Raw genomic sequence first — 18,431 nt, 5'->3', positions numbered from 1 at the left:
TTCGCTTGACGAGGCAGGCTGTTTTGTTTGGTGATTCGAATCAACGCTTGATGGTCGGCACGGCGCTGGTCAGGTTGCGTGGCAACTGGAACACCACATTCTCCACCACTCCTTCCAGCTCCTTCACTTCGGCTCCGCCCAGCGATTGCAGCTTGGCGATCACTTCCTGCACCAGCACTTCCGGCGCCGATGCGCCCGCCGATACCCCGATACGGCGTCTACCCACCACCCAGGCCGGGTCCAGCTGGGTGGCGTTATCGACCATATAAGACTCCACACCCTGGTGCTGTGCCACTTCACGCAAGCGGTTGGAGTTGGAACTGTTGGGCGAGCCCACCACGATCACCAGATCGCAATCACCCGCCATCAGCTTGACCGCATCCTGTCGGTTCTGGGTGGCATAGCAGATGGAATCACTGCGTGGCGAGCGTATCTGCGGGAACCTGGTTTGCAGGGCGCTGACCACCGCGGCTGCATCATCGATGGACAAAGTGGTCTGCGTCACATAGGCCAGCTTGGCCGGGTCGTTGACCTGTAGCTTGAGCACATCGTCCACCGTTTCCACCAGATACATGCCGCCTTCGGATTGGCCCATGGTGCCTTCCACTTCCGGGTGACCGGCATGGCCTATCATCACCACTTCCAGACCTTGGGTGCGCATCTTGCTGACTTCGATATGCACCTTGGTGACCAGCGGGCAGGTGGCATCGAACACGCGCAAACCACGTGCCTCGGCATCGGCACGTACAAGCTGCGGCACGCCATGCGCACTGAACACCACGGTGTTGCCGGCTGGCACTTCGTCCAGCTCCTCGATGAACACCGCGCCTTTGCTGCGTAACTGTTCCACCACGAATTTGTTATGCACCACCTCGTGGCGCACGTAGATAGGCGCGCCGAACTTCTCCAGCGCCTGTTCGACGATGATGATGGCACGGTCCACCCCGGCGCAAAAACCGCGCGGGTTGGCCAGCACGATATCAATGGCGTTCACATCTGTAGTGGTTAGATCGATAGCAGTCACAGCGGTATCTCGCAGAATCTTGTTGAAAGCAGCCTCAATGGCCCAGCCAGTTGGCGAAGGTGAGCAGGAACAGCAAGCCGACCATGAGCACCAGCACACGCCACACCAGCCCGACCGAGCTACGCAGATAATCCGCATCTGCATCATCCCCCAGGCCGATCTCGGGGCGGTAGCGCAGCACGCCCTGCTCGGGCAGCGGCTGCCCCAGCTTCACCCCCAGCGCACCGGCACCACTGGCCAGCAGGATGCCCAGCGATTTATCGCCCCAGCTGGCTGACTGCATGCGCCAGCAATACACGGCATCCTCAAAATCACCCACGATAGCGAAACAACCGGCCGTGATGCGGGCAGGCAGCCAGTCCAGATAATGGAAGGCGCGCTCGGTGAACTGACTGAACTGCGGGTTTTGCGGGTCCTGCCATTCCTGTCTGGCCAGATGCGCGAGGCGATACAGAAAAGCACCCGCCGGACCCAGCACCGCGAACCAGAACACCGGGCCGAACAGGCCTTGATGCGAGCGCCGCAGCACGGTCTCGATGGCGGCACGTGCCAGCTCGGTTCCGCTATAACTTTCGCTATCGGCACCTTCCCAACCATTGTAGATGGTGCGCGCCTGCTCCATATTGCTGGTCTGCAAGGCACTGGCGATGCCCTCGGCACGGCGCCCGAACTGGCTGATACGCAGGGTCAGATACAGCACGCCCATGCCGAACACGATGCCCAGCAGCGCATGCACGGCAAACAAGGCGTAATAGATTGCCGCCACGGCAGCCACCGGCAGCAGCACGCCCAACAGCCAGGCGATGATGCCGTGCTGGCGGCGACCATCATTGCAATTGTGTTCCAGCCAGCGCGCATAAGGCGCGTACAGCTGTTGCAGCAGGTCGATCTTCTGGTGCGGTTTGTAATAGCTCAGCGCAAGCGCACCGAGCAGGGCGAGAAACTTCATGGTCGGCCTCCTTGTGGCGGCATGGACGCGTTTTCAGGCAAGGGCATCTCAACGGTGAGCACGCTGTGCTCGCTGAGTTCCACGGTAGGCAATTGCAGGTCGAGCTGCAACTGCCCGGAAAAATCAAGCAAGGCAGAGTACGCCTTGCCATAGGCGAACAGGGGATGCGCCTTGATGCGGGCGACCGCTACATGACGAACCGGCACGCTGGCCACTTGCAAGGGTGGCTGCGGCTGCACGCCCTCAGCCAGCAGATAACCGGTCTGCGCGCGCAGCTCCTTGTAAGGTGTGCTGCGTGGATCGGACAGCATCAGGGTCAGTTGTACGCCAGGCGTGATGCCCTGTTTTTCCAGCTCGAACAACACTTCCTGCTGTTTGTTACCCAGTTTGGAATATGGGCCTTCGGCTTCCAGGTAGGCGTAACGGTAAGGGCCGCGTTCGGCCACTTCCACGCTGGCACTGGAGAACATGCCCCACCACCACAATACGCCGACAACAGGGATCGCGAACACCAGCAGGAAGTAAGGTAATTGCTTTTTCACCAGTTGGACTCTTTAACACGTGCTGCGACCACATGGCTCGCCTTGCTCAAAAGATACCATGCCCCGCTTGCACTGACCAGCCGGGCGTGCAGCATGCAATCCGTTATAATGCGGCTTGTTTTGCTTTTAAAGACAGTGCACTGACCATGAAAAATACCGCCACTTTGTTGATCACCTGCCCGGACCGCAAAGGTCTGGTTGCCACCATCGCGGATTTCCTGCACCGCCATGGCGCCAACATCCTGCACGCAGACCAGCATCAGGACGCCGAGAACAATCTGTTCCTGATGCGTATCGAGTGGGATCTGGATGCCTTTTCCATCCCGGTAGCGGAGTTCGATGCGCAGTTCGCGCCGGTGGCCGCACGTTTTGACATGCACTGGCAACTCAAGCTGTCCGGACAGCGTCCACGGGTGGCCATCATGGTGTCGCAATACGACCACTGCCTGGCCGACCTGCTGCACCGCCACAAGAGCGGCGAACTGGCCTGCGACATCCCGCTCATCATCAGCAATCACCGGGACACCGAGGCGCTGGCCGCCTTCTATGGCATCCCCTTCCATCACATCGCCGTGAGCAAGGACACCAAGGCCGAAGCCGAGGCCGCCCAGTTCGCGCTGTTCGATGCGCACCAGATCGACCTGATCGTGCTGGCGCGCTATATGCAGATCCTGTCGCCGGATTTCGTCACGCGCTACCCGCAACGCATCATCAACATCCACCATTCCTTCCTGCCAGCCTTCATAGGCGCACGCCCGTATCACCGTGCCTTCGAGCGCGGCGTGAAGCTGATCGGTGCCACCAGCCACTATGTGACCGAAGTGCTGGACGAAGGCCCTATCATCGAGCAGGACATCGCGCGCATCTCGCATCGCGACGAAGTGGAAGACCTGATCCAGAAGGGCCGCGACCTGGAGCGCATCGTGCTGTCACGCGCCGTGCGCTGGCATATCGAGAACCGCATCCTGCTATACGCGAACAAGACCGTGATCTTTAACTGACCGTGATCTTCAACCGATAGCGCCGTTGCAGACACAAAAGCCCGCTGGCATCACTGCCAGCGGGCTTTTTCAATACGCACAGCGGCTTAGCCTGGCAGCACGGATTCCAGCGCGAACAGTTGCTGCACGGTCTCGCGCTGACGGATCAGCGTGACACGATCACCGTCCACCATCACTTCAGCGGCACGTGGCCGCGTGTTGTAGTTGGAGCTCATGCTCATGCCATAAGCGCCAGCCGACAGGATGGCCAGCACATCTCCCGGCTGTAGCGCTAGTGCGCGGTCGTGCCCCAAAAAGTCACCGCTTTCGCATACCGGGCCGACGACCTCATACACTGCCGTGGCGGCTGCGCGAGACTGCACTGGCACGATGGCATGGTAAGCGTCGTACAGGGCCGGACGCATCAGATCGTTCATGGCGGCATCGACGATAGCGAAGTTCTTGCTCTCGCCCGGCTTCAGGTATTCCACTTTGGTCAGCAAGGCACCGGCATTGCCGACCAGCGCACGGCCAGGCTCGAACACCAGCTTGACCTTGCGCGTACCAAGGCGCTGCAGCATGGCAGCGGCGTAGGCGGAGAAATCAGGTGGCGTCTCGTCGCTGTAACAGATACCGATACCACCACCTGCGTCGATGTGCTGCACCGCGATGCCCACCGCGGCCAGTTGATCCACCAGCGCCAGCACGCGGTCGAACGCATCCAGGAACGGCGACAGCTCGGTGAGCTGCGAACCGATGTGGCAATCCACGCCATGCACCGCAAGGTGGGGCAAGGCGGCGGCGCGCTGATACAGGCTGTAGGCATCTTCATAAGCCACGCCGAACTTGTTGTTCTTAAGGCCGGTGGAGATGTAGGGATGCGTCTTGGCATCCACATTGGGGTTCACACGCAGCGACACTGGCGCGACCTTGCCCAGCGCAGCTGCCACCGCATTCAGGCGCTCCAGCTCGGCGGCCGATTCCACGTTAAAACAGAAGATACCCGCTTCCAGCGCAGCACGCATCTCGGCTTCGGTCTTGCCTACGCCCGAGAACACCACCTTGGCCGGATCACCACCGGCTGCCAGCACACGCGCCAGCTCACCACCCGACACGATGTCGAAACCTGCTCCCAGACGGGCGAACAGGTTGAGGATGGCCAGACTGGGGTTGGCCTTGACGGCGAAACACACCAGATGGTCATGCCCGCTAAAACCGGCACTGAAGCGCTGGAAAGCCTCGGTCAGGGCCGCGCGCGAATAAACATAGCAAGGCGTGCCGAATTCGGCAGCCACCTGCGACAAGGCGATATCTTCAGCATGGAGTTGGCCATGTTTGTTTTGAAACGCGTTATGAAATGCGTTTTGGATTGAATTGGCGTATGAAGTCACGTGTGAACCATCTCGATTGCGGCTGATTGTCGGACCGGACTCACTTGTCCGGTGTTTGAGCTGGCGTCGCCGCAGGCGCGGGTTTGGCGGCAGGCGCAGGGTCTTGCGGATACTGCTGCTCGGGGATGTACAAATCTCCCTTGGTACCGCAGGCACTGAGCATCAGGCACAGGGTCATGGCGATCAGGCATGGGCGCATCGGTGTCTCCGGTCAAGGCCAGCCGGGCTGGCGCATTGCAATGGGTATAGGCAAGCAGGCATCGCTAAAACAGCGCTGATTTTATCACGAGCGCGGCGCTGCATCGTGGCTTGCCAGCAAGCGGGCGACCACCAGCCCGTTGACCAGGCCGAAGATCAGCGCCGCCGTGGCGAACACGGGCACCAGATATGCCACGCCCACATGCGGGATCAGCCACAAGCGCACCACCAGCAACTGCCCGGCGATGTGGGCGAAGGCGGCCAGCACACTGAGGCTGACCGGGCCGAACCAGCGCCGGGGCAGGCGACTGGCCAGCACCAGCATCAGCAGGCTGGTCAAGGCACCACTCAGGCTCAGCATGAAGGTCGGGGTGAGGAACTGCCCCAGCAGCAAACTTGCTGCAAACACGCGCAGCAGGCTGACCCAGGCGGCCGTGGTCAAGTCGAACCGGTACAGCACGAACAGGGTGACGATGTTGGCGATGCCGGGCTTCACACCCGGGATGGGTGAGGGCAGGATGGCTTCCACCATATGCAGCCCGATCGCCAGCGCCGCCAGACGCGCAATGTGATGGTCCTGTGGGGTGGTCTGTATCTGCACGTCAGTAATTCAGGCTGTCGTAGGACTTGCGCTTGCCCAGCAGCTCCAGACTGATCTGATTGGGCAGACAGATGGCGACCTGACCGGCACGCGTCAGCCAGCCCTGATGCACACAATACTGGCTGTTGCAGGGTGCGCGCAGGAAGCGCACGCGGCCATGATCGATGACGATCTCGGTCTCTCCCTGCGGCCCGTGCAGGTGCAAGGTACGCTTCTGGTCCAGGCTCAGTGTGGCATACACGGTATCGCCCTGACGGATGCGCAGCTTGCTGGCTCCCTGGCTTTGCCACAAGGCCTGGAACAGCAGCACCACCAGCAGCAAGCTCGCCAGCAATGTCAGCCAGTCGCCCGCCAACAGACGCGGGAAGGGATGGGCGCGGGCGGCACTGAGCGCGGCGCGCATGGAGGCAGCGCGGCGTGTGAATGCTGGTCTGGAAAAGCGCTGCCGCAAGGAGCGCACGCGGCCGAGGTGCCTTCTGGCGTACAGCCCGGACCGGCTGGACAAGCTAGAAAAGAAGCTGCGTCTTCGCATGTTTGTCCAACCAGTTCAGGCGATCGGCCATGGCGCGACTAAGAAAGCGCTGTCCGTGTTCATCCACCACCAGCACGTGCTGCACCTGCATGGCCTGTGCGACTTGCGCACGCTGCTGTTGCGCTGCGATGAAGATGGGTTTGGATGCCACATCCGAGAGTGTACCGGCTTGCGGCCCGGGCGGGATCAATACCGTCACCGCCTGCGTATGCTGTGCCGGATAGCCGCTGCGCGGGTCGATGAGGTGACAGTAGCGCTGGCCGTCCAGCTCGAAATAGCGCTGATAATCGCCCGAGGTACCGATGGCCCAACCGTCTTGCAAGGCCACGGTGGCCATGGCGCCGGGCTGGCGTGGATGCTGGATGCCGACGTTCCAGGGCCGTTCGCCATGCTGGCCCAGCGCGATCACATTGCCGCCTATATTGACCAGCGCATGCTGAATACCTGCCTGGCGCAACTGACGCAGCGCACGGTCCAGTGCCAGGCCTTTGGCATAGCCACCCAGATCCAGCTGCACAGCAGGGTTGTCGCTGCGGATACTGCCAGATTCGATATGCAGATCAGACATGCGCGGGGCGGCCGCGACCAGCGCCTCTACACGTACCGGGTCTATGTCTACCGGCGTATATTCATCACGCTGGAATCCCCATTGCCGGATCAAGCCACCGATGGCAGGGTTGAACAGCCCGCCAGCGCGTGCTGAAAGTTGACTGGCATCATTGAGCATGTCCGCCAGGTCGGCCGCGACTGGCGCGGTTTCACCGCGTGCCAACGCACGGTTCAGTTGTGATAGCTCGCTGTCCGGCTGCCAGGCATGCAAGCGTTGATGCAGGGTTTGAAAATCCTTCAACACCGCATCGGCGGCCGCACGTGCTTGTGCCTCGGGTGCCCCATAGATACTGATATCGACCAGCGTGCCGAACACATAGCTCTGCGCCTGATACAAGGGCGGATCCGCGCAGGCACCGAGCAACAGCAACACCGTCAGCGACAGCTGACGCGCTAGCCAGCGCATAGGGTTTCGAGCGCTTCCACGAAGGTCAGTGCAGGGTCGCAATCGGTCTGCGCGGCGATCTCCACCATGCCGGTCGGGCTGGTCACATTGATTTCGGTTAGATGGTCGCCGATGACATCCAGGCCGACCAGGAACAGGCCGCGTGCACGCAGCTCGGGGCCGACCGTGCCGGCGATGTAATGATCGCGCTCACTCAAGGGCTGTGCCACACCGGTGCCACCTGCGGCGAGGTTGCCGCGTGTTTCACCCGCCTTGGGGATGCGCGCCAGCGCGTAAGGCAAGGCATGACCGTTGATCATGATGATGCGCTTATCACCCTGCAAGATTTGTGGCAGATAACGCTGCGCCATGATGGTACGTGTGCCAAGTGCGGTCAGCGTCTCCAGTATGGAACCGATATTGGGGTCGTCGGTACGCAAGCGGAAGATGCCGCTGCCACCCATGCCATCCAGAGGCTTGACCACGATATCGCCCTGCTCCGCCAGGAACTGCCGGATCAGATCGTTATCACGCGTCACCAGGAAGGCAGGTGCCAGCTCGGGAAACTGCGCGACGGCGAGTTTTTCGTTCCAGTCACGCACCGAAGCTGGATGATTGAGGATGCGCGCACCCTGCTGCTGGGCCAACTCCAGCAGATAAGTGCTGTACAGGAACTCGTTATCGAAAGGCGGATCCTTGCGCATCAGCACGGCATCGAAACTGGCGGGCGTCTGTTCCTGATGTGGGCCCAGCGCGTACCAGTCTGGACCATTGCCGTTGAACTCGAAACTGCGTGTACGTAGAACGGCCCGCGACTGGCGCAGCAGCAGATCGCCCTGTTCGGCCACATACAAGGCATGACCACGCGCGGCGGCGGCGCGCATGATAGCGAGACTGGTGTCCTTGTACGCTTTGAGACTGGCTAGCGGATCGAGGATGACAGCGATACGCATCAGTGCTGGTTCTCGGGATCTTGTTCCTGCAACTCGATGGCGGCGGCCAGCAATGCCAGACGTGCCACCACGCCGTAGGCATAGAAGCGGTTAGGCAGTGAATCCGGTGCGCCGCCACAGTCGGGCATGGAACATGGCTGTTCGAACGCCAGAGGCACGAACTGCATGCCAGGCGCATTGAGGTTCTCGTCTATGCCACGCCCGGTGTGCACGCGATAGAAACCACCCACCACGAAGTGATCCATCATATAGACCACAGGCTCGGCGACCGCATCCTCTATGCTCTCAAAGGTGTAGACCCCTTCCTGGATGATGACTTCGCTGACCTGCAGGCCTTCTTTCACCACCGACATCTTGTTGCGCTGCTTGCGATTGAGGTCACGCACATCGTCCGGGCTCTTCACCGTCATGATGCCCATGCCATAGGTACCGGCATCGGCTTTGACGATCACGAACGGCTCCTGCTCCACACCGTATTCTTTGTATTTGGCACGGATGCGCATCAGCATGGCTTCCACATTGGCGGCCAGACAATCCTCGCCTTCACGTGCATGGAAGTCGATCTCGCCACACGTCGAAAAGTAGGGGTTGATCAGCCATTCGTCGATGCCGATCAGCGCAGCGAATGCTTCGGCCACGCGGTTATAGGCAGCAAAATGCTGGGACTTGCGCCGCGTCGCCCAGCCGGCGTGCAAGGGCGGGATCAGCGTCTGTTCCAGATTCTGCAAGATATCGGGGATGCCGCCGGACAGGTCGTTATTGAGCAGCACGGCGCAACTGTCGAAGCCGTCCAGCACCAGACGGTTGCCCTTGCGTTGTACGGGTTCCATGTGCAGCGCATGGCCATTCTGCAGATCCAGATCCACCGGTGCGGTGATCTCGGGCGAGATGCTGCCCACGCGCACATCCATGCCGGCCTGACGCAGGATATTGGTCAGCGCCGCCACGTTACGCAGGTAATAGGTGTTACGGGTATGGTTCTCCGGGATCAGCAACAAGCGGCGCGCATCCGGACAGATCTTCTCCACGGCGGACATAGCGGCCTGTATGCCTAGCGGCAGGAAATCCGGATTCAGGTTATTGAAGCCGCCCGGGAACAGATTGGTATCGACCGGGGCCAGCTTGAAGCCGGCATTGCGCAGATCCACCGACGCATAGAAGGGCGTAGCGTAGTCCAGCCATTGTTGGCGGAACCAGTGCTCGATCTCCGGCATGGAGGCCAGCATGCGTTTTTCGAGGGTGAGCAGGGGGCCGTTGAGGGCAGTTGTAAGGTGGGGGACCATGGTTTGTTTTCCTGAATCCGGCTGATTCTAGCGCAGATGCTACAGTTGGGGGCGAAGCCGCCGGTTTCAAGCAAAAAAAACGGACGCTGATGCGTCCGGAGAGGAGGAGATTGAAATGCAGATGAACGTTCACGGCGGGTATTGCATACGCAGATCGCGTTCAGTGTTTATCATGCAATAACAATGCCAACTTCAATCTGTCTATAAACATGACTTATTCCTTGCAGTTTGTGGCTTAACCCGGCTGGTAGCCAGGCTTGCGCTACGGATTACGCACCAAATATGGGCAACTGCCACCCACAAGCTGACAAACAAGTGACCATTTTTGACAGCCAAAACAAAGCGGACACCGAAGTGTCCGCTTTGATTAACTGCTAAGGCTTAAGCTACAGGCTTAGTAGTGGTAGGCACGCTCACCGTGTTCGGTGGTGTCCAGACCTTCACGCTCGGATTCTTCCGAAACGCGCAGACCAACCAGCACATCCACGATCTTGTACAGGATGTAGCTGATGACGGTCGCCCACAGGATGGTGACGCCAACCGCAACCACTTGCGAGTACATCTGTGCACCCATGGTCACACCTTCAGCGTAACCAACACCGCCCATGGCGCTATCCATCAGTACGCCAGTACCCAGTGCACCGATCAGACCAGCCACACCGTGGATACCGAATACATCGAGAGAGTCATCGTAACCAAGCTTGGCCTTCATGCTGGTGACGGCCCAGTAGCTGACGATACTGGCAACGAAACCAAGGATGATGGCACCCATCGGGCCGATGAAGCCACAAGCCGGGGTGATCGCCACCAGGCCAGCAACTGCGCCGGAAGCACCACCCAGCATGGAAGGCTTACCCTTGCCCAGCCATTCAACGAAGATCCAGCCCAGTACTGCAGCAGCGGTCGCCACTTGCGTGTTGACCAGAGCCAGGCCAGCCACGCCGTCAGCAGCCAGTTCGCTACCGACGTTGAAGCCGTACCAACCCACCCACAGTAAGGAAGCACCAATCATGGTCATGACCATGCTATGCGGAGGCATGGCTTCCTTGCCGTAACCCAGACGCTTGCCGAGGACCAGAGCACCCACCAGCGCGGCGATACCAGCGTTGATGTGTACCACCGTACCACCCGCAAAGTCCTTGGCACCCAATTCAGCCAGGATACCGCCGCCCCACACCATGTGTGCGACCGGGATATACACAAAGGTCACCCACAGTGCCACGAACAGCAACACTGCAGAGAACTTCATGCGCTCAGCGAAACCACCGACGATCAGCGCAGGGGTGATCGCAGCGAAGGTCAGCTGGAAGGTGATGAACACGAACTCGGGAATGGTGCCGCTCAGCGTGTCAGGCGTGATACCCGCCAGGAACGCCTTGCTCAGACCACCGATGTAGCCGTTGAGGCTGCCACCATCCGTGAACGCCAGACTGTAGCCATACACCACCCAGATCACAGAGACCAGCGCACAGGTGACGAACACTTGCATCAGTACCGACAGCATGTTTTTGGTGCGTACCAGGCCACCGTAGAACAGGGCCAGACCAGGAATGATCATCGCCAGCACCAGCACCGTCGCCACGATCATCCAGGCGGTGTTACCAGCATCCAGCGTAGGCTCTTCTTCTGCAGCAGCGGCTTCTTCAACAGGTGCCGCTTCTTCTGCGGCAACAACCGGCGCTGCTTCTTCAGCAGCAGGTGCTGCCTCTGGTGCAACGACTTCAGCAGCCGCTTCAGCTGGCATTGGCTCTTCGGCAAAACCTTGGGTACCAAAACCCAGGCCCAGCACGCCAACCAACGCCATCATGGATAAGATTTTTTTCATTTCCATCCCCTTTTACAGTGCGTCCGGGCCGGTTTCGCCGGTGCGGATACGATAGACTTGTTCGAGGTCGAATACGAAAATCTTGCCATCACCGATCTTGCCGGTGGTAGCCGATTTCTCGATCGCCTCGATCACCTGATCGAGCAAGTCGTCTTTGATGGCGACCTCGAGCTTGACCTTGGGCAGAAAATCAACAACATATTCAGCACCACGGTACAACTCCGTATGGCCCTTTTGACGCCCAAAGCCCTTGACTTCGGTGACGGTGATGCCCTGCACGCCGATGGCGGAGAGGGATTCACGCACTTCGTCAAGCTTGAATGGCTTGATGATCGCGGATACGAATTTCATGCTTGTCTCCTGATGTTATGAATGGGCGGCAACCAACCCCGGACGCCGCCCCGCAAAGCCTAACTTAGAAGGTTTTCTGAACGAAGACCGTGAACTGATCCTTGGCCAGGTTGTAGCCGGAAGCATCGGTGAAGCGGGAAACTTGACCATCGGTCGCAGTGAAGTAGCCACCCAGGTTCACGCCGTTGTCCCAGGACTTGGTCAGACCCAGTTTCCAGTCGGTGTAATCAAAGGTGCTGTTGCCAGCGCCGGTGAAGTCTTGATAACCCACATGAGCCAGACCAGTGAAGCCCTTGCCCAGTGGTACGTTCAGGTTCAGTTCGGAGTAGGTGGTGCCATCTGCATCAGCAAAGCCGAATGCATTGCTGGAAGCAACAGCGGAGATCTTGGCAGAAACCCAGCCGTAAGCCAGGCTACCGTAGATTTCGGTGGTGTCTGCATTCTTGGAACCAGAGAAGCGGTTACCTGGATACAGATACTGCAGGATACCAACGTTGTAGCCGATGCCGGTTTCACCGATTTCGCTGGCGTAGCCGCCGTAAACGTCAACTTCCAGGCTGGAGTTGGCGTAGTAGTCACCGTCGGTCAGCCAGCTGATGTTGGAACCCCAGGCGCCCAGGTAGAAACCGCTGGCGTGGGAGTAATCGACACCGCCTTGCAGAGCAGCGGTTTCGCGGGTTTGGGTCAAGCCACGGAATATGTACTGGCTGTACAGACCAACGTTGTAGGTGAACGTGTGCGGGGATTCAGCTGCTGGGGCTACCGCTTCTTCTGCAAGTGCTGCCACTGGCAAAGTCAGAGCGCCAAGTACGGCGGCAACGAGAATAGGGTTACGCATGGAAAATCCTTTCGAAATTAAAATAAACAAAACACACTGCAAATTTTGCGATAAATGCTAAGCAACCGCCGTGCCAAAATAATGGATTAAATGAAATCAAGCACTTACTCAACCCATCGGAAGCGGTGTCCACAAAAATACCGTTGGAAGGATGTTTGCAATAGAATGCAGCACAACAACAGTGCAGTCAGCACTGGAGAAGATGGTTTGCACTTGCCATGACAGTCAGAGCACATTAGGAGAGTACCATGCTCAACAACCCGACGATTGAGAATTTATCAAATAAATTCAGGGATTTAATCAATTCAAGCCCCGCCGGTGATGTGGAAAACAACCTGCGTGCACTATTACAGGGCGCGCTCACCAAAATGGAACTGGTGACACGCGAAGAGTTCGATATCCAGCAAGAGGTGCTGCGCCAGACCCGCGCCAAGCTGGATGCACTGGAAGCCAGAGTGGCTGAACTGGAACAACCCGCCACGCAGGAAAACGCACTCTAATCAGGCAGAGCGCACTTATGGGCCTCGCAATTGTGCATAGCCGTGCGCTGGCCGGCATGGACGCCCCACCGGTGGTGGTCGAAGTGCATCTCGCTAACGGCCTGCCCAGCTTCACCATCGTCGGCCTGCCCGAGACCGAAGTCAAAGAAAGCAAAGACCGTGTGCGCGCGGCGCTGCAAACAGCGCAATTCGAATTCCCCATGCGCCGCATCACCGTCAACCTGGCGCCCGCCGACTTACCCAAGGAAAGCGGCCGTTATGACCTCCCCATCGCGCTCGGCATCCTCGCCGCTTCCGGGCAATTACCGGCCAGCGTGCTGGACAATTACGAAGTGGCTGGAGAGCTGGCGCTGACCGGTGAATTACGGCCCATACGCGGCGCACTGGCCATGACCGCCAGCCTGCAAGGACAAACCTCAAGCCCGTCACGGGCTTTTATTTTGCCCGCTGCCAATGCGGCAGAAGCGGCGTTGGTGCAACAGGCGGTGATTCTGCCGGCCAACAACCTGCTGCAGGTCTGCGCGCACCTGCAAGGGCACGCCTTGCTGACACCGCAGGCCGCCAGCACCTTGTCATTGGCCAGGGATTATGCAGATTTTGAAGAAGTGAAAGGCCAGGCGCAGGCCAGGCGCGCACTGGAGATCGCGGCCGCAGGCGGGCACAGCGTACTGATGAGCGGGCCGCCGGGCACCGGCAAATCGATGCTGGCCAGCCGTTTCCCCGGCATTTTGCCTACCATGACGGAAGCCGAGGCGCTGGAATCGGCCGCCATCCAGTCCCTGAATGGCGGTTTCCGGCTGTCGCACTGGCGGCAACGGCCGTTCAGAAACCCCCACCACACCGCATCGGCTGTGGCGCTGGTCGGTGGTGGCGGCAACCCGCGTCCAGGCGAGATCTCGCTAGCCCATCATGGCGTGCTGTTTCTGGATGAACTGCCTGAATTCGACCGCAAGGTGCTGGAAGTGCTGCGCGAACCGCTGGAATCCGGCCACATCACCATCTCGCGCGCGGCACGGCAGGCTGACTTCCCGGCCAGTTTCCAGTTACTGGCCGCGATGAACCCCTGCCCATGCGGCTATCTGGGCCATCACAACAACAAATGCCGCTGCACGCCAGACCAGGTGGCACGCTATCGCAGCCGCATCTCCGGCCCGCTGCTGGACCGCATCGACCTGCATATCGAAGTGCCTGCACTGCCAGAACATGAACTGCTTAAATCCAGCAAAGGTGAGCCCAGTGCCGCCATCCGCCGCCGCGTGGAGCAGGCGCGCGCCTTACAACTGCAACGCCAGGGCAAAGCCAATGCCAGCCTTGGCAGCCTGGAGATCGATGCCTATTGCCAGCCCGACCCAGCCGGACTGCAACTGCTGAGACTGGCCATCGCCAAGCTCGATCTTTCTGCGCGTGCCTATCATCGCATCCTCAAAGTGGCACGCAGCATCGCCGATCTTGCGGCGTCCAAACAGGTACAGCCAGCGCATATTGCAGAAGCCATCCAGTACCGGCGTCTCGCTGGTGACTGAGTTCTGCGCTTGCCGCCTGGTTAAACCGTGATTTAGCCGCGTGCACCCTTCGGAAGCGGGCTGTTAAAGTGTTAAAATCAAGCCTTTAATCCTTGCTGCGGCAATCGTTGTTTTTGATGACACAATCCACCGTTCCAACTGCTACTCCATCCCCTGCTTACCGCATGTCGCCGACCGAAGCACGCCTGCGCGCACTGCTGGCCGAGCGCATTCTGATCCTGGACGGCGCCATGGGCACCATGATCCAGCAGTACAAGCTCACCGAGCAGGATTACCGCGGTACGCGCTTTGCCGACTTCCAGGCACCCGCAGGGCAGCGCGAGATCTTCCTGAAGGGCAATAACGAGCTGTTGACGCTGACGCAACCGCACATCATCCGCGATATCCACGCGCAGTATCTGGCCGCCGGTGCCGACATCATCGAGACCAACACCTTCGGCGCCACCACGGTCGCGCAGGACGATTACCACATGGCCCATCTCGCTTACGAGATGAACGTGGAAGCCGCCAGGCTGGCCCGTGCTGCCTGTGACCAGTACAGCACGCCGGACAAACCACGCTTCGTGGCGGGCGCACTCGGCCCCACGCCCAAGACCGCCTCGATCTCGCCGGACGTCAACGACCCGGCCGCACGTAATGTCACCTTCGACCAGCTCACCGCCGCTTATCTGGAACAGACGCGTGGCCTGGTGGCAGGCGGGGCGGACATCCTGATGGTGGAAACCATCTTCGACACCCTGAACTGCAAGGCGGCCCTGTTCGCCATCGAGACCTTTTTCGAGGAGCACGGCACACGCCTGCCCATCATGATTTCGGGCACCGTCACCGATGCCTCCGGCCGCATCCTGTCCGGTCAGACCGTGGCCGCGTTCTGGAACTCGGTACGCCATGCCCGTCCGCTCACCATAGGCCTGAACTGCGCGCTGGGTGCCACGCTGATGCGTCCGTACGCCGAAGAGCTGGCGCAGATCGCCGACACCTTTGTGTGCATCTACCCCAACGCGGGCTTGCCCAACCCGATGAGCGACACCGGCTTTGACGAAAAACCGGCCGATACCTCCTCGCTGCTGCGCGAATTCGCCACCAGCGGCTTCGTCAATATCGCCGGTGGTTGCTGCGGCACCACGCCGCCGCACATCGCCGCCATCGCCCGCGAAGTCAGCAGCCTGCCACCACGCCTGCTGCCCACACCGCCGGTCGCGACGCGCCTGTCCGGGCTGGAGCCGTTCGTCATCGACGATGACGCGCTGTTCGTCAACGTGGGCGAGCGCACCAACGTCACCGGCTCCAAGGCGTTCGCGCGCATGATCATCAACGAGCAATACGAAGAAGCACTCAGCGTGGCACGCCAGCAGGTGGAGAACGGCGCGCAGGTGATTGACATCAACATGGACGAAGGCATGCTGGACGCCGTCAAGGCGATGACGCATTTCCTCAACCTGATCGCCTCCGAGCCCGACATCGCGCGCGTGCCGGTCATGATCGACTCCTCCAAATGGGAAGTCATCGAAGCCGGCCTCAAGTGCGTGCAGGGCAAGGCCATCGTCAACTCCATTTCCATGAAGGAAGGCGAGGCCGAGTTCCTGCGCCAGGCCACGCTATGCCGTCGCTATGGCGCGGCCGTCATCGTCATGGCCTTCGACGAGAAGGGACAGGCCGATACCTACGAGCGCAAGATCGAGATCTGCAAGCGCGCCTACGATCTGCTTGTGAGCGAGATTGGCTTTCCGCCAGAAGATATTATCTTTGACCCCAACATCTTCGCCATCGCCACCGGCATCGAGGAACATAACAACTACGCTGTGGATTTCATCAATGCCACACGCTGGATCAAGGACAATCTGCCCTACGCGCGCATCTCCGGCGGTGTGTCCAATGTGAGCTTCAGCTTCCGTGGCAACGACCCGGCGCGTGAAGCCATCCACACCGTGTTCCTGTATCACGCCATCAAGGCGGGCATGACCATGGGCATCGTCAATGCCGGCATGATGGGCGTCTACGACGACCTGAATGCCGAGCTGCGCGAGTGCGTCGAGGACGTGGTGCTGAACCGCAGACCGGACGCTACCGAGCGCATGATCGCCATCGCCGCCACGCTCAAAGCAGGCGGCAAGAAAGAGATGGCGACCAGCGAATGGCGCGGCAGCGCAGAAGCCCCGGTGCCGGTGGAGAAGCGCCTGGCACACGCCATGGTGCATGGCATCACCGAATTCATCGTCGAAGATACCGAAGAGGCACGTCAGGCGGTGTTCAACAAGGGTGGCCGACCCATCCACGTGATCGAAGGTCCGCTCATGGACGGCATGAACATCGTGGGTGACCTGTTCGGCCAAGGCAAGATGTTCCTGCCACAGGTGGTCAAATCCGCTCGCGTGATGAAACAGGCAGTGGCCCACCTGATCCCCTACATCGAAGCCGAAAAACTGGCTGAAGAAGAACGCACGGGAGCGAAATCCAAGCCCAAGGGCAAGGTGGTGATCGCCACCGTGAAGGGCGATGTGCACGACATTGGCAAGAACATCGTGTCGGTGGTGCTGCAGTGCAATAATTTCGAAGTGGTCAATATGGGCGTGATGGTGCCGGCCAGCGAGATCCTGGCCATGGCCAAGGCCGAGCATGCCGACATCATCGGCCTGTCCGGGCTGATCACGCCCTCGCTGGAAGAAATGGCGCATGTGGCCCGCGAGATGCAGCGCGACGACCATTTCCGTGGCCTCAAGACGCCGCTGCTGATCGGCGGTGCCACCACCTCGCGCGCGCACACCGCCGTGAAGATCGCACCCCACTACGACGGCCCTGTCATCTACGTGCCGGACGCCTCGCGCTCGGTGTCGGTGATGCAGTCACTGCTCACGCCCGAGCAGCGCGACCACTATGTGGCCGAGGTCGCCAACGACTATGAACGGGCACGCCAGCAGCACGCCAACAAAAAAGGCACGCCCCTGCTCAGCATCGAAGATGCGCGCGCCAACAAGACGCGTGTGGCATTCAGCGGCGCACAAGCCCCGGTCAAGCCCAAGTTCATCGGTCGCCGCGAGATCAACAATATGGATCTTAGCGTGCTGGCGGATTACATAGACTGGGGCCCGTTCTTCCAGACCTGGGACCTGGCTGGCTTTTACCCGGCCATCCTCGATGACGCGGTCGTTGGCGAAGCGGCGCGCAAGCTGTTCGCCGAAGGGCAGGCCATGCTCAAGAAGATCATCGATGGCCGCTGGTTGACCGCCAACGGCGTGGTGGCCTTGTTACCGGCCAATAGCGTCAATGACGACGATATCGAAATCTATACCGACGAGACCCGCAGCGAAGTGGCGTTCACCTGGTATGGCATGCGCCAGCAGAGCGTCAAGCCGGTGGTTGACGGGGTGGCCAGACCCAACCAGTGTCTGGCCGACTTCATCGCGCCCAAGCTGGTCGATGGCCAGCCCAGCGGCATCGCCGACTACATCGGCCTGTTCGCAGTGACGGGCGGCCTGGGCATAGAAAAGCATGAACAGCGCTTCCTGGCCGCCCATGACGATTTCAACAGCATCATGCTGAAATCACTAGCTGACCGCCTGGCTGAAGCCTTTGCGGAATATCTGCATGAACGCGTGCGTACCGACCTGTGGGGCTATGCAGCGGGCGAACAACTGAGCAAGGCAGCGTTGATCAAGGAAGAATATCAGGGCATACGGCCGGCGCCCGGCTACCCGGCCTGCCCGGACCATACCGTCAAACCGGACATGTTCCACTGGCTGCAGGCCGAGGCCATCGGCATGACGCTGACCGACTCGTTCGCCATGACGCCAGCGGCGGCCGTGTCCGGCTTTTATCTGGCGCACCCGCAAGCGCGCTACTTCAGCGTGGACAAGATAGGCGCAGACCAGCTGGCCGACATGGCCGCACGTCGCGGCCTGCCAGTGGACTATCTGGAGCGCTGGCTGGCGCCCAACCTGAGCTAGGAA

General features: G+C 60.1%; 17 protein-coding genes. 4 read left to right on the top strand and 13 right to left on the bottom strand.

Features of this window, described 5'->3' with window-relative positions; all coding sequences use genetic code 11:
- Positions 1-40: 40 nt before the first annotated feature.
- From ispH to ED236_RS04610, 3 genes are all read right to left on the bottom strand, one after another.
- Positions 41-985 (bottom strand): 4-hydroxy-3-methylbut-2-enyl diphosphate reductase, encoded by a 945-nt coding sequence (ispH, locus tag ED236_RS04620; protein ID WP_240032055.1) that lies wholly within the window; start codon positions 983-985, stop codon positions 41-43.
- Positions 986-1,058: 73 nt separating this feature from the next.
- Positions 1,059-1,973, bottom strand: a complete 915-nt coding sequence (locus tag ED236_RS04615; RefSeq protein WP_123236792.1) for a CobD/CbiB family protein — start codon at positions 1,971-1,973, stop codon at positions 1,059-1,061.
- Complete coding sequence (locus ED236_RS04610) at positions 1,970-2,515, bottom strand: GyrI-like domain-containing protein (protein ID WP_123236791.1); 546 nt, start codon at positions 2,513-2,515, stop codon at positions 1,970-1,972. Before ED236_RS04610 ends, ED236_RS04615 begins: the two co-directional genes overlap by 4 nt.
- Positions 2,516-2,661: 146 nt before the next feature.
- Between ED236_RS04610 and purU the strand changes: the two genes are divergently transcribed.
- The gene (gene purU / locus ED236_RS04605; RefSeq protein ID WP_123237109.1) at positions 2,662-3,516 is read left to right on the top strand and encodes a formyltetrahydrofolate deformylase; all 855 of its coding nucleotides are present in this window, start codon (positions 2,662-2,664) and stop codon (positions 3,514-3,516) included.
- An 86-nt stretch (positions 3,517-3,602) separates the two neighbouring features.
- On the opposite strand, the gene lysA is transcribed toward purU, so the two are convergent.
- The 10 genes from lysA to ED236_RS04555 all read right to left on the bottom strand — a co-directional run bounded on the left by lysA (position 3,603) and on the right by ED236_RS04555 (position 12,461).
- Complete coding sequence (lysA, locus tag ED236_RS04600) at positions 3,603-4,865, bottom strand: diaminopimelate decarboxylase (RefSeq protein ID WP_123237108.1); 1,263 nt, start codon at positions 4,863-4,865, stop codon at positions 3,603-3,605.
- A gap of 61 nt (positions 4,866-4,926) precedes the next feature.
- A complete protein-coding gene (gene lptM / locus ED236_RS04595; protein ID WP_123236790.1) occupies positions 4,927-5,085 on the bottom strand; it encodes an LPS translocon maturation chaperone LptM in 159 nt (52 codons plus the stop codon).
- An 84-nt stretch (positions 5,086-5,169) separates the two neighbouring features.
- Positions 5,170-5,685: a Gx transporter family protein gene (locus tag ED236_RS04590; protein WP_123236789.1), complete on the bottom strand. Its 516-nt coding sequence runs from the start codon at positions 5,683-5,685 to the stop codon at positions 5,170-5,172.
- A 1-nt stretch (position 5,686) separates the two neighbouring features.
- On the bottom strand, positions 5,687-6,217 hold the full coding sequence (locus ED236_RS04585; protein WP_240032035.1) for a NusG domain II-containing protein: 531 nt from the start codon (positions 6,215-6,217) through the stop codon (positions 5,687-5,689).
- Positions 6,192-7,232 carry an FAD:protein FMN transferase gene (locus ED236_RS04580; RefSeq protein ID WP_123236788.1) on the bottom strand — a complete coding sequence of 347 codons (1,041 nt, stop codon included), beginning with the start codon at positions 7,230-7,232 and terminating at the stop codon, positions 6,192-6,194. The genes ED236_RS04585 and ED236_RS04580 overlap by 26 nt, the downstream gene beginning before the upstream one ends.
- Positions 7,220-8,164, bottom strand: a complete 945-nt coding sequence (gene gshB, locus ED236_RS04575) for a glutathione synthase (RefSeq protein ID WP_123236787.1) — start codon at positions 8,162-8,164, stop codon at positions 7,220-7,222. The genes ED236_RS04580 and gshB overlap by 13 nt, the downstream gene beginning before the upstream one ends.
- A complete protein-coding gene (gene gshA / locus ED236_RS04570) occupies positions 8,164-9,447 on the bottom strand; it encodes a glutamate--cysteine ligase (protein WP_123236786.1) in 1,284 nt (427 codons plus the stop codon). The genes gshB and gshA overlap by 1 nt, the downstream gene beginning before the upstream one ends.
- A gap of 394 nt (positions 9,448-9,841) precedes the next feature.
- Positions 9,842-11,272, bottom strand: a complete 1,431-nt coding sequence (locus tag ED236_RS04565; protein WP_123236785.1) for an ammonium transporter — start codon at positions 11,270-11,272, stop codon at positions 9,842-9,844.
- Positions 11,273-11,284: 12 nt separating this feature from the next.
- Entirely contained in the window at positions 11,285-11,623 is a 339-nt protein-coding gene (gene glnK, locus ED236_RS04560; RefSeq protein ID WP_123236784.1) for a P-II family nitrogen regulator, read from the bottom strand.
- A 64-nt stretch (positions 11,624-11,687) separates the two neighbouring features.
- Complete coding sequence (locus tag ED236_RS04555) at positions 11,688-12,461, bottom strand: TorF family putative porin (protein ID WP_123236783.1); 774 nt, start codon at positions 12,459-12,461, stop codon at positions 11,688-11,690.
- Positions 12,462-12,709: 248 nt separating this feature from the next.
- Between ED236_RS04555 and ED236_RS04550 the strand changes: the two genes are divergently transcribed.
- The 3 genes from ED236_RS04550 (at position 12,710) to metH (ending at position 18,428) form a co-directional block, all read left to right on the top strand.
- The gene (locus ED236_RS04550; RefSeq protein WP_123236782.1) at positions 12,710-12,961 is read left to right on the top strand and encodes an accessory factor UbiK family protein; all 252 of its coding nucleotides are present in this window, start codon (positions 12,710-12,712) and stop codon (positions 12,959-12,961) included.
- A gap of 17 nt (positions 12,962-12,978) precedes the next feature.
- Positions 12,979-14,484 (top strand): YifB family Mg chelatase-like AAA ATPase, encoded by a 1,506-nt coding sequence (locus tag ED236_RS04545; protein WP_123236781.1) that lies wholly within the window; start codon positions 12,979-12,981, stop codon positions 14,482-14,484.
- Positions 14,485-14,600: 116 nt separating this feature from the next.
- A complete protein-coding gene (metH, locus tag ED236_RS04540) occupies positions 14,601-18,428 on the top strand; it encodes a methionine synthase (protein WP_123237106.1) in 3,828 nt (1,275 codons plus the stop codon).
- Positions 18,429-18,431: the final 3 nt, after the last annotated feature.

Source organism: Pseudomethylobacillus aquaticus, assembly GCF_003730115.1.
GTDB classification, from domain to species: domain Bacteria; phylum Pseudomonadota; class Gammaproteobacteria; order Burkholderiales; family Methylophilaceae; genus Pseudomethylobacillus; species Pseudomethylobacillus aquaticus.
The sequence above is the reverse complement of the archived record's forward strand: the minus strand, read 5'-3'. Positions and strand labels throughout refer to the sequence as shown.